Here is a 14,325-nt window from a genome sequence, read left to right on the forward strand (position 1 = left end):
CGGAAAGGATCACTCATGAGCACCGACATCGACCTGACCGACCTCACCCTGACGCATGGTACTCGCACGATCATCGACAGCCTCACCTTGACGATCCCGGCGGGCGAAATCCTCGTCGTTACCGGACCATCGGGCTGCGGCAAGTCCACGCTACTGCGCGCTCTGGCGGGACTGCACCCCATCGACGCGGGAACCATTGCAGCACAAGGTGAACCGATCAGCGGAACCTCGCGCGACCGTGCCATGGTCTTCCAAGATGATGCACTGCATCCGTGGCGGACCGTGCGACGCAACATCCTCCTTGCACTGCAATTGCGCGGCGTACCCCGCTCCGAACGCAAAGCGCAGGCGGCCAGGTGGATGACTGAAATCGGCCTCAGCGAGTTCGCCGACCATCTGCCCCGAGAACTGTCCGGCGGCATGCGACAGCGCGTCCAGCTCGCTCGCGGCCTCGCCGGCGCACCTCGTGCGGTACTGATGGACGAACCATTCGGCGCGCTCGACGCCCAGACGCGAGCATCAATGCAGCAGTTGCTAATTCGCACCCTCGATGCCCATCCAGCAACCGTCGTCTTCATTACCCACGACATCGATGAGGCTGTTCTGCTCGGCGACCGAGTCGCCGTTCTCGGGCGGGCCGGAGAGCCGGCCCGGGCCGTCGTCAACGTCGAGCGGCCACGATCGCCCGGCGCGGACAACTCCGCCGCGCACGCCGCGGTGGCCGCCGCATTGCAACCCGCTCCCCTCACCTCGCACAGCAAGGCCATCGCATGACCGGCTCAACCGAACACACTGCGTCACAACCGTTCAGCGCTCCCCTGATCGACGATGCCCTTCGTCTCAACTGCGATGTGCTCGTTATCGGCGGCGGCACGGCCGGTTCGATGGCGGCACTCACCGCGGCCGAGAACGGCGCCGATGTGCTGCTGCTCGACAAGGCACACGTCCGCCACTCTGGCGCGCTGGCGATGGGGATGGACGGCGTCAACAACGCGGTGATCCCCGGCAAAGCCACCCCCGAGGACTATGTTGCCGAGATCACCCGGGCCAACGACGGAATAGTCGACCAGAAGACGGTGTATCAAACGGCGACAAGAGGATTCGCGATGATATCCCGACTCGAGCGCTACGGGGTGAAGTTCGAGAAGGACGAGTACGGCGAGTATGCGGTACGCCGCGTGCACCGTTCGGGCTCATATGTACTGCCGATGCCGGAGGGGAAGGACGTGAAGAAGGTCCTCTACCGGGTGTTGCGCCGCAAGGAGATGCGCGAGCGTATCACCATCGAGAACCGATTGATGCCCGTGCGCGTGCTGACCGATCCGAATGACGGCGGCCGCGCCGTCGGTGCCGTCGCGCTGCACACCCGGACTGGCGACTTTTACGTAATCGGCGCAAAGTCGGTGATTCTCGCAACCGGCCCGTGCGGCCGACTCGGCCTGCCCGCATCGGGATATCTCTATGGCACATACGAGAATCCGACCAACGCGGGTGACGGATACTCGATGGCTTATCACGCCGGTGCTGAGCTGTCAGGTATCGAATGCTTCCAAATCAACCCACTGATCAAGGACTACAACGGGCCAGCGTGCGCGTATGTCGCCAACCCATTCGGTGGGTATCAGGTCAACGCCGACGGCGATCGTTTCGTCGACTCCGACTATTGGTCCGGCGATATGATGACCGAGGTATCGCGAGAAATCGACTCGGCCCGCGGGCCGATCTACCTGAAGGTGTCCCATCTGCCCGAGGAGACTCTGGACACTCTGGAATCCATCTTGCACACCACCGAACGACCAACCCGAGGAACATTCCACTCAAATCGCGGCCACGATTATCGCACCCACGACATCGAGATGCATATCTCCGAGATCGGTTTGTGCAGTGGACATTCCGCATCTGGAGTGTGGGTGGACGAGAATGGCGCGACCAGTGTCGAGGGCCTATACGCGGCAGGCGACCTGGCCTGCGTGCCCCATAACTACATGATCGGCGCCTTCGTCTACGGCGAACTCACCGGCCAGCACGCCAGTGATCGTGCCAAATACGTCGCTGCCCCGGGTGACCTGCCCGCCGATCAGATCGCCGACGCGCACGAACTCATCTACCGGCCGCTGCGCAATCCGGATGGACCACCGCAGCCGCAAGTCGAGTATAAGTTGCGCCGATTCGTCAACGATTACGTCGCACCGCCGAAGGCGTCGACCAAACTCGGCATCGCCATCGAAGCCTTCGAACGGATGCGCGGCGAGATCGCGGCGATGGGCGGACGCACACCGCACGAGTTGATGCGTTGCGCCGAAGTGACATTCATCCGCGATTGCGCGGAGCTCGCCGCCCGGAGTTCCCTGACTCGAACCGAAAGTCGTTGGGGCCTTTACCATCAACGCGCCGACATCACCGAGCGCGACGACGCGAACTGGGGCTATCACCTCAACGTTCGTAAGAACACTGCCGGCGAAATGGAGTTTCTGGGGCGGCCGGTCGCCCCGTACCTGGTACCTGTCGAGGGTCTGAATCATCTTCCACCGCATGATCGTTCGGTGATTGACATCGAACAGCCGGAGGTTCGTATCGGTCCAGGTAGCGGCGCGGCGGATGTCAGGGACCTGTCGCCGTCACTCCTCGACGCCACACCCGCCACACGCGAACCGCTTTCACCACGCATCGTCGAACTCGTCGCGTTGGAGTCACCGACCCTCGACGAGTTGCTCGACTATCTTCGCGACAACGACACCACGGTGCGCCGAACTGCCATCGCCACGCTGACCGAGCACACCCCGGACGGTTTCGAAGAAGCTCTGGGAGTAGCATTGAGCGACAAGGACTCTGGCGTACGGCAGGTGGCCGTCGAGTCCCTGCGTGAGCTGATCGAGGTCGTCGCGGGGAAACCGACATTCGTGGAAACACTGCGCGATGCGTCGGCATCGGACGACCATCTGGTTCGCGCGGGCGTCCTCGACCTCCTTCGAGCGTTGCGCGAGGCCGACCCCCTATTCTTCGCGGGGTTTCTCACCGACGCGCATCACCGCGTGCGCATCGAAGCCATCCGGGGACTGGTATCACTCGACGCCGCCGCACTAATCGCGGTGGCCGCCGACGATCCGAATCGGGAGGTGAGAGTGATTGCGGCGCAGGGCTTGGCGACGGTCGGTTCGGGTGTCGAAGCTATTCGACGACTTGCCATCGACGCCGACCCGCTGGTCCGCGCTGCCGGCCTGGCGGCTCTCGCGTCCCTCGGCGAACCCGATGTCGACGCAAAACTCCTTCGAAAAGCTTTGCGTGACAACGCCTGGCAGGTCCGAAAGGGAGCAGCGGCGGGGCTGGCGGTGGTGCCGGGCAACGACACCGTGAAGGCCCTGGCGCCGCTAGTGAGCGACCCGCACGGCGACGTCCGAAAAGCTGCGGTGATTACCCTGCGGCCATGGGCCGCTGAGCCCGGTGTCACCGAATTGCTTGAGCTGGCCCGGGCCGACGAAGACGCCGACGTCCGGGCGGTGGCACGGTAGTTCCGATGGTAGCGAAGCGGCGCTACCGAATGACGATCACGCCGCTGCACGTCGTCGCAGGCACCGACCACAATGCGTTGCGGTTGACCGAACTCAGCGTCGCCTTGACCCGACCTTTGCCGATCCGCGACGTCGGGAACGAGAGCTGATGGGTGCCGACATACGGCGGCGACACCCGGCGGTCCGACCGTAAGTTGAGTCGCTTTCCGGTCTGCAGATTCCGCAGATCGAGTCGGACGGCCGACTGGTAACCCCACAGGCTGCTGAACTCGGTGGTCAGGTAGGTCTTTCCGGCATAGTCGGCGACGATAATGCGGGTCGGGTTGTATGGAAGGTCGACGACGTTGGGGCTCAGGCCGATACAACTCGACAGCGGGTAGGCCGCGCTCGGGGCGGCAGTGGCCTGGCCGGTCCCGCCGATCAGCGTTGCCCCGAGGGCAGCGGCAGCTAGCGCAGCCGCACCGGTCTTGATTCGCAAACGTGAGTGGCTCATTCGTGTGACTCCAGTGATTCGTCGGAAACTTCCCATCTGGGATGTCGGTAAAGCGAGTCGCAACGTTAGCGAAGTAGCCGGCCTACCTCCCCTTCCCTGCCTCCCCCTCCGTTCCCCTCCCTTCCCCTCCCCCCTCCCTGGGAAAATCGTCCGAATAGGCCCCCAGCAAGGGCAATATGCCCTCGCTGGGGGCTTATTCGGACGATTTTCACGGGACGAGGCGTACGGGCGGCAGGAGCGGGGCGAAATCACGCGCCCGACGATGCCCCGATCGTCGCGATGATCTTCTCCGCGAGTTCGGGCCTACAGACGATCAGATCCGGCAAGTAGGTGTCAGACTGGTTGTAGATCAGGGGCGAACCGTCAATTCGACTGCACCACAGCCCTTTTGCCTGCGCGACCGCGACCGGCGCAGCCGAGTCCCACTCGTATTGGCCGCCCGCGTGCACATAGGCATCGGCCTCACCGCGGACCACCGCGATCGCCTTGGCACCGGCCGATCCCATCGGCAGCAGCTCCCCGCCGAGCGCGTCCGCAACGGCCTGAGCGAACTCCGGCGGGCGCGAACCACTGACGACGACGCGCGGGCGCTCATCGGTGCGCGGCGGCGCGAGCCCAACCGCTGGCTCCACGACCTCGGCGTCGTCCGAATAGGTCACCCCCAGCGCGGGCAGCGCCACCGCTCCAACTAGTAGCCCGTCATTCGTTCCCCACAGCGCCACATGCACCGCCCAGTCGGTACGCGCGCCCTGCGGCCCGTCGAGAGTCCCGTACTCGCGAGTGCCGTCCACCGGGTCGACGATCCACACCCGCGTCGCATCCAGCCGGGTCCGATCATCGGCCGATTCCTCGGACAGCACGGAATCGTCTGGGCGCGCAGCAGCCAGTTCTGCCTGCAAGAAGTCGTCAGAACGCCGATCCCCGACGTCGCCGAGTTCGCGGCCGCTCAAGCCGCTCGTCGCGCGCACCTCAACCAGCAATTCACCTGCGCGGGTAGCCAGATCGACGGCAAGGAGCCGATCGGCGATCCTCGGATCGTCAGTCATTCGATTCGCCCTCTCTAAAGTCCAAGGTTTCGCAACATAGCATCGGCCACCTCGGCCGGAGTACCATCTGCCGGTGTCACCACCGCTTCGGGTGTCAACGGCCGCTCATACGGTGAGTCGATGCCGGTGAACTGAGTTATTTCACCCCGACGAGCCTTGGCGTACAAACCCTTTGGATCACGCCGCTCGCATTCGGCGAGTGGTGTGTCGACGAAGATCTCGAAGAACGGCAGGCCCCGCTCCGCGTGAATCTCCCTGGCACGTTGCCGTTCAGCGGCGAACGGGCTGATCAATGAGACGATGGCAACGGCGCCGGAATCGGCAAACAGTGACGCTACTTCGCTTGTGCGCCTGATGTTCTCACGGCGATCATCATCACCGAAGCCGAGATCGGAATTCAGCCCGTGCCGCAGATTATCGCCATCCATCAGATACGACGGTCGGCCTTCAGCAACCAGGCGACGTTCCAGTTCGATCGCCAGCGAGGACTTACCCGAACCGGATAATCCGGTAAGCCACAATGTCGCGCCGCGATGAGGGCGTTGCTCACGGCCGACCTTGGTGGTCTGCCACACCACATTGGAGCTCGCCTGAACCGGCCCGTTGATCATGCCCGCACCAACGGTCTTATTGGTCGATTCGTCGATCAGGATAAAGCTGCCGGTCTCGCGGTTCGTTCGATATGGATCGAACATCACCGGATGCTGCGTGTGCAGACTGACCCGGCCGATCTCGTTGAGCTGCAATTCATCTGACTGCTCATCACGGTGCAGGGTGTTGACGTCGAGCCGATAGTTGAAGCCAGCTACCGTCGCCCGGGTGGTCCGCGTCCCGGCGGCCAAGACGTAGCGCGCATCCGGTCGCAGTTGGGTATCTTCGGAAAACCAGCACACCAGCGCGTCCAGGTCTCGGCCGACATGCGGCCGGTTATGCGGGCGGGCGATCATATCGCCGCGCACAATGTCGATCTCATCATCGAGTTCTACCGCGACAGCCATCGACGCGAACGCCTCATCGACCTTGGCACCGCCCGGACCCCAGATCGCGCTGATTTTCGTGCTGAAACCGCTCGGCAGTACAACGATTTCGTCACCGACCGAGAACACACCACCGGCAACAGTGCCAGCGTAGGACCGATGGTCATTGCCATCGCTACGCTGCGGCCGGATCACATATTGCACCGGCAGTCGGGCGTCGATCAGGTTGCGATCAGACGCGATGTAGACATTCTCCAAGTGACTAAGTAGCGGACGGCCCTCGTACCACGGCATATTCGACGACGAGTCGACAACATTGTCACCCGCCAGCGCGGAGATCGGGATGAAAGTCAGGTCGGTCACGTTGAGCTTCGCCGCGAATGCTACGAACTCATCGCGGATCTCGGTGAACCGATCTAGCGACCAGTCCACCAAATCCATCTTGTTGATACAGACACACAAATGCGGAATGCCCAGCAGAGACGACAGAAACGCATGCCGCCGAGTCTGTTCCAGCACTCCCTTGCGGGCATCGATCAGAATGATCGCGAGATCCGCGGTCGACGCTCCGGTGACCATGTTGCGGGTGTACTGCACATGACCGGGGGTGTCGGCGATGATGAATTTGCGGCTCGGCGTCGAAAAGTACCGGTACGCAACATCAATCGTGATTCCCTGCTCACGTTCGGCGCGGAGGCCGTCGGTCAGCAGGGCCAGATTCGCATATTCGTCACCGCGTTCGGCACTGGTCTTCTCGATGGACTCGAGTTGATCGGTGAAGATCGCCTTGGAGTCGTAGAGCAGGCGACCGATCAACGTCGACTTGCCGTCATCGACAGAACCCGCCGTCGCCAAGCGGAGCAATTCGGTACTCAACAGCGTTGTCCTACCTGATGGGCCCGCTCTCGCTCCGAGCCTCCTCCGTCGATTCTCACTCGGCGACCCATCAGAAATACCCCTCTTTCTTACGGTCTTCCATCCCAGCCTCGGAGATCCGATCGTCGGCACGCGTAGCGCCGCGTTCAGTCAGTCGAGTCACCTCTATCTCTTCGATGACCTTCTCCACCGAGATGGCCGCGCTGAGTACGCACCCCGTACATGTCGCGTCACCGACGGTGCGAAAGCGCACCTGTCTCGTCTGGACCGTCTCCCCCGGAATCATTTCCAGGAAACGGGTTTTCGCGAGCAGCATGCCGTCTCGCGGCACCACCTCACGCTCGTGTGCGTAATAGATCGACGGCAACGAGATCGCTTCACGCGCGATGTACTGCCAAATATCCAGCTCGGTCCAGTTCGACAACGGAAACACTCGGATGTGCTCACCCTTGTGGTGGCGCCCGTTGTACAGATGCCACAGTTCCGGCCGCTGCGCCCGAGGGTCCCACGCACCGAACTCGTCACGAAAGCTGAATATGCGTTCCTTTGCGCGTGCCTTCTCTTCATCTCGCCGCGCACCACCGAAGACGGCGTCGAACCCAATGTCGCTGATGCCTCGCAGCAAAGCGGCAGTCTGCAGCCGGTTGCGGCTCGCACCAGGGCCGGTTTGTTCGACAACCCGACCCGCGTCGATATCGTCCTGCACCGAACTCACCACCAGGCGAACACCCGTTTCGGCCACGACACGGTCGCGATATTCGATGACCTCGTCAAAGTTATGTCCCGTGTCGACATGCATCAACGGAAATGGAACCGGCGCCGGCCAGAAGGCTTTGCGCGCGACGTGGAACATAACGACCGAATCCTTGCCACCGGAGAACAACATTCCGGGTCGCTCGAAGGTCGCGGCGACTTCCCGGAAGATGTGAATTGCCTCGGCTTCGAGCGCATCGAGATGCGACAACTCATATCCCTGCGAACTTTCGGTTTCGGCGACTTCCACCGCGACTCCTCGAACAATTGAACAGCACTTGACATGTCGAATACTCGACACCCAATATTGAGTATGTGACACAGACCGTAAGCGACGATGACAAGCCTCGTCAACCGTCACCACCTACCGAACGCGCGATCCGCGTCGTCGAACTCCTCGCCGACCACACCGTGAGTCCACTGACGCTTGCCGATATTGTCCGTCGCACCGGGCAGTCCCGCGCGACGGCACACGCGATAGTCAGCGAATTGGTAGATCAGCGGTGGGCTGTGCGCGATCGCACAACCGGCGCGATCGGCATCGGGCCAGCATTCACCACCCTGGCCGCAGGCGTACGGCCTACCGACCACCTGGTCGAACTTGCCCGCCCCGCGCTGAATGCTCTGCACAATCTCCTCGACATGCCATGTTTCGTCGCGCGGCGTATCAGCCCCGACACGATCACCGTCGTGGTCCAAACATGGAGCAAGCACGCGCCGGCAGATTCACCGGCGACCGAGCTGCCCTGGCTGACTGGCGACCGACCCATCCGCCTTCGACCGCCCATTTCCCGCGAGTTTTTCGCTTGGTCGACGCCGGCCGAGCAAGATGAGTGGATTTCGCAGGCTCCGGCAGCGCTGCGCACCCGCCTACGTTTGGCTCTGACCGCGGTCGCCGAGCGCGGCTATTCCATCGAGCGGATGAGCGATGACTACGTCGCCCTGATGGACGCGCTGAATTCCCTTGGCACAGCGTCTGATTCACTGCGATCCCGAATGAGCGACATACTCACTGAACTGACCACCATCGACTACCTGCCCGACGAGCTTCGGGGCGAGGTCCCGGTGATCACCATCGGCGCACCAATCTTCGACGGCCGATCGGTGGTCGCCGCGCTGGTCGCGTGCCCCAACGCGACGATGACCGCCTCCGTCGCCACCGACGTGGGCCGTAGGGTTCGCCGGGAGGCGGACGAGCTGACCGCCGCGTATCGCGCGGCATCGAATAACGGACGGGACCTGACATGACAAACGCGACGCCGCTCCCCCGGCGACTCACCAACGTCGGCGCGTTACTGAGTACCGATACCGAGGCGGCTGGCGTTCTTTGGAAACTCGACGGATCCGACCGCGGACTCGATTCGAATGTCGTAGCGCTAAGCCCCGGTCAGCACATCGAGCGTCATGCCGGCGCCGAGGTCGATGTTCTGCTGCTAGTACTTTCCGGCAACGGCTCGGTGGACACCGCGGACGAGACGATCGCCCTTGCCAGCGGCGATCTCGTCTGGCTGCCCCGGTATTCCGAGCGCTCGTTCGAGGCGGGAGAGTCCGGACTGATCTACCTGACCGTCCATCAGCACCGTGAATCTCTTGTCGTCAAGCCGTTCCGCGGAGACCAGGACACGAACGGTCAAGTAGTTTGAAAGAGTAACAATTCGCTGCGAGCGAGTGTCGCGATGTTGGCTGACATCTCGCGCTGCCGAAGCAGGAGGATCATGACCGGAGCGCGACGAATCAGACGGGCAATCATCGTCCACGGATACCTGGGCAACTCGGGCAAACATTGGTTCGGGTCACTGACCTCGGAACTAACACAAGCGGGGATCGCGGCTCGGGCCGTCGACCTACCTGACCCGACGCAGCCCCGGTTGGATGACTGGATCGAACACCTCGATGGCCAGATCGGGCAGCCCGACCCAGAATTGCTACTTATCGCTCACAGCCTGGGATGTGTGACCACCACGGCATACCTTCGGCAGCTCACGTCCCCCTTCGCGCTGGGCGGACTCGTCACCGTCGCACCGTTTTACGAGAAGTTGCCAACACTTCCCGAACTGGATGGTTTCATCTCCGCCATCGACGAACCGCCCGATGGACTGCGCGAGATCAGCTCAAAAATCTTGCAACGCATTGTTATTCGATCGGACGATGACCCGTATGTCCCGGTCGCGCACTCTAATCGATATGCACAATGTCTCGACGCAGCGGTGATCGTCGATCCTAACGCGGAACATTTCTTCGAGGCCGCGTATCCGAGTATCTCCACCGCGACGAGAACCGTGCTGCGAACATCGCCGATCGCGCGCTCGGACTAAGTCCGACTTTCCACGAGCAACCGTGGGTCTCTCTCGAGCTGCGCCCCCACCCACTACCAACCAAGCACTTGCTAGGTTACTCTCTGAGTCATGAGTGATGCTGTCATCCCACCTGCGCTCAAACCCGACGAACTCGGCCCGGACACCTCGCCGGTGGCCTACGACGCCGACTCGACCGGATCGATCGCATACGTGACCCTCAATCGTCCCGACTACCGCAACGCACAAAACTCGGTGATGACCTACTCACTCGATGCCGCGTTCCGGCGCGCGGTCGACGATGCTTCGGTAAAGGTCATCGTGCTGCGAGCCAACGGCAAACACTTCTCTGCCGGCCACGACATCGGTACGCCCGAGCGTGATTTCGACACCTTCTACGACAACAGCGCGACGCTGTACTGGGATCACACCAACCGCGGCGGCGGCGATCAACGCCTTGCCCGCGAGACCGAGGTGTACCTGGGAATGTGCCGACGCTGGCGGGAGATCCCCAAGCCGGTGATCGCCCAGGTCCACGGGGCATGTATCGCGGGCGGGCTGATGCTCGCCTGGATCGCCGACTTCATCGTCGCGGCCGATGACGCCTTTTTTTCCGATCCCGTTGTGCGCATGGGTATTCCGGGCGTTGAATATTTCGCGCACGCCTTTGTTCTTGGGCCGCGCCGCGCCAAGGAGATCTTGTTCACCGCCGAGAGGTTCACCGCGACACAGGCTGCCGACTGGGGCATGGTCAATCACGTTGTGCCGCGAGATGAACTGGCGGCCAAGGTCGACGGAATCGCGACGTCGATCGCCGAGATGCCCCAATTGGGTCTGGCTCTTACCAAGAAGGCCGTCAATATCTGCGAGGACCAGATGGGGCTGCGCAATTCGATGGATTCGGTCTTCGGTTGGCACCACTTCGCCCACTCCGCCAACGCCGAAGCAGCACAAGGGGATTCACTCGGCGGCATGGACGCTAAGTCGATGAAGGCCTCGGCCAAGCCCGCCGCCACGCCCGATCGACCGAGCCAGGAACAACGCTGACATGGATCTGCTCTTCGACGACGCCACTCAGACCTTCCGGGCCGAAGTACGCGACTGGCTCGCCGCACATATCCCCAGATCGCCGCTGCCATCGATGGACACCGCCGAAGGATTCGAGGCGCATCGCGAGTGGGAGGCGACGATGGCTGCCGACCGAATGTCCGTGGTCAGCTGGCCGACCGAATACGGCGGTCGCGACGAGCCACTGCTGCACTGGGTGATCTTCGAGGAGGAATACTACCGCGCGGGCGCACCCGGACGAGTCAGCCAGAATGGCATATTCCTACTCGCACCAACCCTTTTCGAGCATGCAACGCCCGAGCAATTGGCCAGGATCATGCCGCGGATGGCTCGTGCCGATGACATTTGGGGGCAGGCATGGAGCGAGCCCGAGGCCGGCAGTGACCTGGCATCGCTGCGCTCGACGGCGACTCGTACCGACGGCGGCTGGTTGCTCAACGGCCAAAAGACCTGGAGTTCCCGGTCGAGTTTCGCCGACCTCGCGTTCGGGCTGTTTCGCTCAGACAAAGACGGGGCGAGCGAAGCGACGGGAAATGTTAGACAACGCCATCGCGGCCTGACCTATTTCATGTTCGACCTGCGCGCGCCCGGCGTCAGCGTCCGCCCGATCGCACAACTCGACGGAGAACCCGGCTTCGCTGAGCTGTTCTTAGAGAACGTCTTTGTGCCCGACGATCCGGCTGATCCGGGCAAGTCCGGCGTAATCGGTCAGGTGAATAACGGCTGGAAGGTCGCGATGAGTACCGCAGCCAATGAACGCGGCCTCTCGCTTCGTTCACCCGGACGCTTCCTAGCGACCACCGACAGATTGGTCGACCTGTGGCGGAACCGAGGCACCGAGGTACCCGCCACCGGCGCAACAGATCTCGGCGTTGTCGACGCATGGATCGGATCGCGCGCGTACGAATTGTCCACCTACGCGACCGTTAGCCGCTTGGCAGCGGGCGGTCAACTCGGGATGGAATCCTCAATAAACAAGGTCTTCTGGTCGCAGTGGGATATTGCCGCGCAGGAGACCGCATTGGATCTGCAAGGTGCCGACGCCGAATTGGAAGACAACTGGACCGACGGCTATCTATTTTCGTTGTCCGGGCCGATCTATGCCGGCACCAACGAGATTCAACGCAACGTGATCGCCGAGCGGCTACTCGGTCTGCCTCGGTGACCAGGAAGTAAGAGATGAAATTCCTCCTCGAACAAGAGCACGCCGACCTGGCCGCCGCGATTGACGGCATGCTGGCCAAAGCCGACGTCCCCACGGCGGCGCGAGCCTGGGCTGACGGGAAATACGGAGCGGGACTAGATATCTGGCGATCGCTGACTGACATCGGCGTCACCGGACTGCTGGTTCCCGACGAATACGGCGGTAGCGGAGCAGGCGCCGTCGAGGTGGCCGTGGCGGCCGAGCAACTTGGCCGGCACGCGGTCCCCGGGCCAGTGGCCGAGACGCTGGCGGGGGTCCCCATCCTGTTGCGCGACACCGGTTCTGTGCAGCAACTCGAAGCGCATGCGCGTGGCGATCTCACCACCCTCGCGGTGGCACCATTCGCCCCCCGCGCCGTGGATACCGAGGTGTCCACCACCTACCTACTCGATGGCACCACCCTGTCCGAGGGTATCGCCGGCGAGCTAAAGCAGTCAGTCGACCCCACTCGACGGCTTGCCGCTCTCACCGCTGGTGAACTGCTCGATACCGACGTAGACGGCTCCGTCGCAATCGATTACGCGGTGCTGGCCACCGCAGCACAACTGCTCGGTCTCGGCCAGTCGATGCTGACGATGGCTGCGGATTACGCCAAGTCGCGCAACCAGTTCGGTAAACCCATCGGTTCATTCCAGGCAGTGAAACATCACCTCGCTGATGTCGCCGTCGCCCTGGAGATGGCGCGCCCGCTCCTACACGGCGCAGCACTGGCGCTCGAGGGGCAGGTGCCTGACACCGTTCTGGTGACCCGCGAGGTCGCTGCCGCGAAAGTCGCCGCCGGTGACGCGGCATATCTGGCCGCACGAAAATCCCTACAGGTGATGGGCGCGATCGGATACACCGCCGAACATGACATTTCCCTGTTCATCACTAAGACACGCGCGTTGGTGAGCGCATGGGGTACCGGCGCACTACATCGGGACCGGATTCTGGAGACGTTGCGTGGCACCACGGCAACCATCGAGGTGTCGCGATGACGAGCGCCGCCACCGCATCCCCCGAAGAAGTTGCCGCACTGCGTGACTCGATACGCGAGGTGCTACGACGACGCGGGGACACCGCACTTCGGGACGCAATCGGCAGTGCGACTCGATCCGACACTGAACTGTGGTCCACCCTGTGCGAGCAGGTCGGAGTCGCGGCACTGGCCATCCCCGAGACCTTCGGTGGCGCGGGCGCGTCGTGGCTGGAAACCGCGGCCGTCGTAGAAGAACTGGGTGCATCACTGACCTCGGTACCGATGTTGACCTCCGCGGTGATGGCGTCCGGCGCCCTGCTGTTCAGCGGTGACGACACCGCCTGCGCAGAGTTGTTACCCGACCTGGCCGAGGGCTCTCGCACTGCGGCGGTGTGCTGGGCCTCCGCGCATGACTGGCACCACTCCGGAGTCGTCGCCGACGCCGGGTTACTCACCGGCACAGCCGACTACGTGATCAACGGTGAATCCGCCGATCTTCTGATGGTGTTCGCCGGGTCGGCCATCGATACCCGCCCGGCCACGCTGCACTATGTGGACGCATCGACCGCAGGCGTGGCAGTCACCCCGCTCCCAGTGCTCGATCCGACGAGACCGATGGCGCGCATTACCTTCACCGAAGTACCAGCGACGGCGGTGTCGTCGGGCCCCGGGGTGTTCGGCCGGTTTCGCGATCTCACTTGGGCACTGTTAGCCGTCGAGCAAGTTGGCGGCGCGGCTGCGGCCCTCGACCTCACTGTCGACTACACCAAGTCCCGCAAGCAGTTCGGGCGGGCAATCGGCTCATTTCAAGCACTCAAACACCGAATGGCCGACATGTATACCGACGTCGAAACATCGCGGTCGATCGCCTACGCGGCCGTGGCGGCAATAGTGTCAGATGTGGCCGACGCCGGGGAACTAGCAGCGGCGGCACATGTGTATTGCTCCGAGAAGTTCCGCAACGTGACAGGCGAGGCGATCCAACTGCATGGCGGCATCGGCATCACCTGGGAGCACGACATCCAGCTGTATTTCAAACGCGCACAAGGCAGTTCACAATTGCTCGGACAGCCACACGAAGTGGTTGCCGAGCGTGCCGCAGCCCTCTGAGCACTTCGCCACGCAGCAGGCTCGGTCGCCGACAATC

At 62.8% G+C, this 14,325-nt stretch carries 13 protein-coding genes; 9 read left to right on the forward strand and 4 right to left on the reverse strand.

Going from position 1 to position 14,325, the window contains the following annotated elements:
* The first annotated feature begins 15 nt into the window (after nucleotides 1–15).
* Together AAFP29_RS05740 and AAFP29_RS05745 are read left to right on the forward strand one after the other, a co-directional pair.
* A complete protein-coding gene (locus tag AAFP29_RS05740) occupies nucleotides 16–774 on the forward strand; it encodes an ABC transporter ATP-binding protein (RefSeq protein ID WP_419216386.1) in 759 nt (252 codons plus the stop codon).
* A complete protein-coding gene (locus AAFP29_RS05745) occupies nucleotides 771–3,509 on the forward strand; it encodes a fumarate reductase/succinate dehydrogenase flavoprotein subunit (protein WP_419216388.1) in 2,739 nt (912 codons plus the stop codon). The genes AAFP29_RS05740 and AAFP29_RS05745 overlap by 4 nt, the downstream gene beginning before the upstream one ends.
* Nucleotides 3,510–3,531: 22 nt before the next feature.
* On the opposite strand, the gene AAFP29_RS05750 is transcribed toward AAFP29_RS05745, so the two are convergent.
* From AAFP29_RS05750 to cysD, 4 genes are all read right to left on the reverse strand, one after another.
* A complete protein-coding gene (locus AAFP29_RS05750; protein WP_419216389.1) occupies nucleotides 3,532–4,002 on the reverse strand; it encodes a hypothetical protein in 471 nt (156 codons plus the stop codon).
* Between the two features lie 248 nt (nucleotides 4,003–4,250).
* Nucleotides 4,251–5,048 (reverse strand): 3'(2'),5'-bisphosphate nucleotidase CysQ, encoded by a 798-nt coding sequence (locus AAFP29_RS05755; protein ID WP_419216390.1) that lies wholly within the window; start codon nucleotides 5,046–5,048, stop codon nucleotides 4,251–4,253.
* 14 nt (nucleotides 5,049–5,062) lie between these two features.
* Nucleotides 5,063–6,901, reverse strand: coding sequence for an adenylyl-sulfate kinase (gene cysC, locus AAFP29_RS05760; RefSeq protein WP_419216391.1), 1,839 nt, complete (start codon nucleotides 6,899–6,901; stop codon nucleotides 5,063–5,065).
* A gap of 70 nt (nucleotides 6,902–6,971) precedes the next feature.
* Nucleotides 6,972–7,904, reverse strand: a complete 933-nt coding sequence (cysD, locus tag AAFP29_RS05765; protein WP_419216392.1) for a sulfate adenylyltransferase subunit CysD — start codon at nucleotides 7,902–7,904, stop codon at nucleotides 6,972–6,974.
* A gap of 65 nt (nucleotides 7,905–7,969) precedes the next feature.
* Between cysD and AAFP29_RS05770 the strand changes: the two genes are divergently transcribed.
* From AAFP29_RS05770 to AAFP29_RS05800, 7 genes are all read left to right on the forward strand, one after another.
* Nucleotides 7,970–8,902, forward strand: coding sequence for an IclR family transcriptional regulator (locus tag AAFP29_RS05770; protein ID WP_419216393.1), 933 nt, complete (start codon nucleotides 7,970–7,972; stop codon nucleotides 8,900–8,902).
* Nucleotides 8,899–9,297: a cupin domain-containing protein gene (locus tag AAFP29_RS05775; RefSeq protein WP_419216394.1), complete on the forward strand. Its 399-nt coding sequence runs from the start codon at nucleotides 8,899–8,901 to the stop codon at nucleotides 9,295–9,297. The genes AAFP29_RS05770 and AAFP29_RS05775 overlap by 4 nt, the downstream gene beginning before the upstream one ends.
* Nucleotides 9,298–9,369: 72 nt before the next feature.
* Entirely contained in the window at nucleotides 9,370–9,969 is a 600-nt protein-coding gene (locus AAFP29_RS05780) for an RBBP9/YdeN family alpha/beta hydrolase (protein ID WP_419216395.1), read from the forward strand.
* A 90-nt stretch (nucleotides 9,970–10,059) separates the two neighbouring features.
* A complete protein-coding gene (locus AAFP29_RS05785; RefSeq protein WP_419216396.1) occupies nucleotides 10,060–10,995 on the forward strand; it encodes an enoyl-CoA hydratase in 936 nt (311 codons plus the stop codon).
* Nucleotide 10,996: 1 nt separating this feature from the next.
* Entirely contained in the window at nucleotides 10,997–12,181 is a 1,185-nt protein-coding gene (locus tag AAFP29_RS05790) for an acyl-CoA dehydrogenase family protein (RefSeq protein ID WP_419216397.1), read from the forward strand.
* Nucleotides 12,182–12,195: 14 nt separating this feature from the next.
* A complete protein-coding gene (locus AAFP29_RS05795) occupies nucleotides 12,196–13,197 on the forward strand; it encodes an acyl-CoA dehydrogenase family protein (protein WP_419216398.1) in 1,002 nt (333 codons plus the stop codon).
* Nucleotides 13,194–14,288 carry an acyl-CoA dehydrogenase family protein gene (locus AAFP29_RS05800; protein WP_419216399.1) on the forward strand — a complete coding sequence of 365 codons (1,095 nt, stop codon included), beginning with the start codon at nucleotides 13,194–13,196 and terminating at the stop codon, nucleotides 14,286–14,288. The genes AAFP29_RS05795 and AAFP29_RS05800 overlap by 4 nt, the downstream gene beginning before the upstream one ends.
* The last annotated feature ends 37 nt before the right edge of the window (nucleotides 14,289–14,325 follow it).

It is taken from the genome of Gordonia sp. CPCC 205333 (assembly GCF_048537885.1).
In the GTDB taxonomy this organism is placed as follows: Bacteria; Actinomycetota; Actinomycetes; order Mycobacteriales; family Mycobacteriaceae; genus Gordonia.

What these genes read in the sequence shown, in the direction of transcription:
- AAFP29_RS05740 (WP_419216386.1), top strand. Translation starts at nt 16, where the DNA reads ATGAGCACCGACATCGACCTGACCGACCTCACCCTGACGCATGGTACT.
- AAFP29_RS05745 (WP_419216388.1), top strand. Translation starts at nt 771, where the DNA reads ATGACCGGCTCAACCGAACACACTGCGTCACAACCGTTCAGCGCTCCC.
- AAFP29_RS05750 (WP_419216389.1), bottom strand. Translation starts at nt 4,002, where the DNA reads ATGAGCCACTCACGTTTGCGAATCAAGACCGGTGCGGCTGCGCTAGCT.
- AAFP29_RS05755 (WP_419216390.1), bottom strand. Translation starts at nt 5,048, where the DNA reads ATGACTGACGATCCGAGGATCGCCGATCGGCTCCTTGCCGTCGATCTG.
- AAFP29_RS05775 (WP_419216394.1), top strand. Translation starts at nt 8,899, where the DNA reads ATGACAAACGCGACGCCGCTCCCCCGGCGACTCACCAACGTCGGCGCG.
- AAFP29_RS05780 (WP_419216395.1), top strand. Translation starts at nt 9,370, where the DNA reads ATGACCGGAGCGCGACGAATCAGACGGGCAATCATCGTCCACGGATAC.
- AAFP29_RS05785 (WP_419216396.1), top strand. Translation starts at nt 10,060, where the DNA reads ATGAGTGATGCTGTCATCCCACCTGCGCTCAAACCCGACGAACTCGGC.
- AAFP29_RS05790 (WP_419216397.1), top strand. Translation starts at nt 10,997, where the DNA reads ATGGATCTGCTCTTCGACGACGCCACTCAGACCTTCCGGGCCGAAGTA.
- AAFP29_RS05795 (WP_419216398.1), top strand. Translation starts at nt 12,196, where the DNA reads ATGAAATTCCTCCTCGAACAAGAGCACGCCGACCTGGCCGCCGCGATT.
- AAFP29_RS05800 (WP_419216399.1), top strand. Translation starts at nt 13,194, where the DNA reads ATGACGAGCGCCGCCACCGCATCCCCCGAAGAAGTTGCCGCACTGCGT.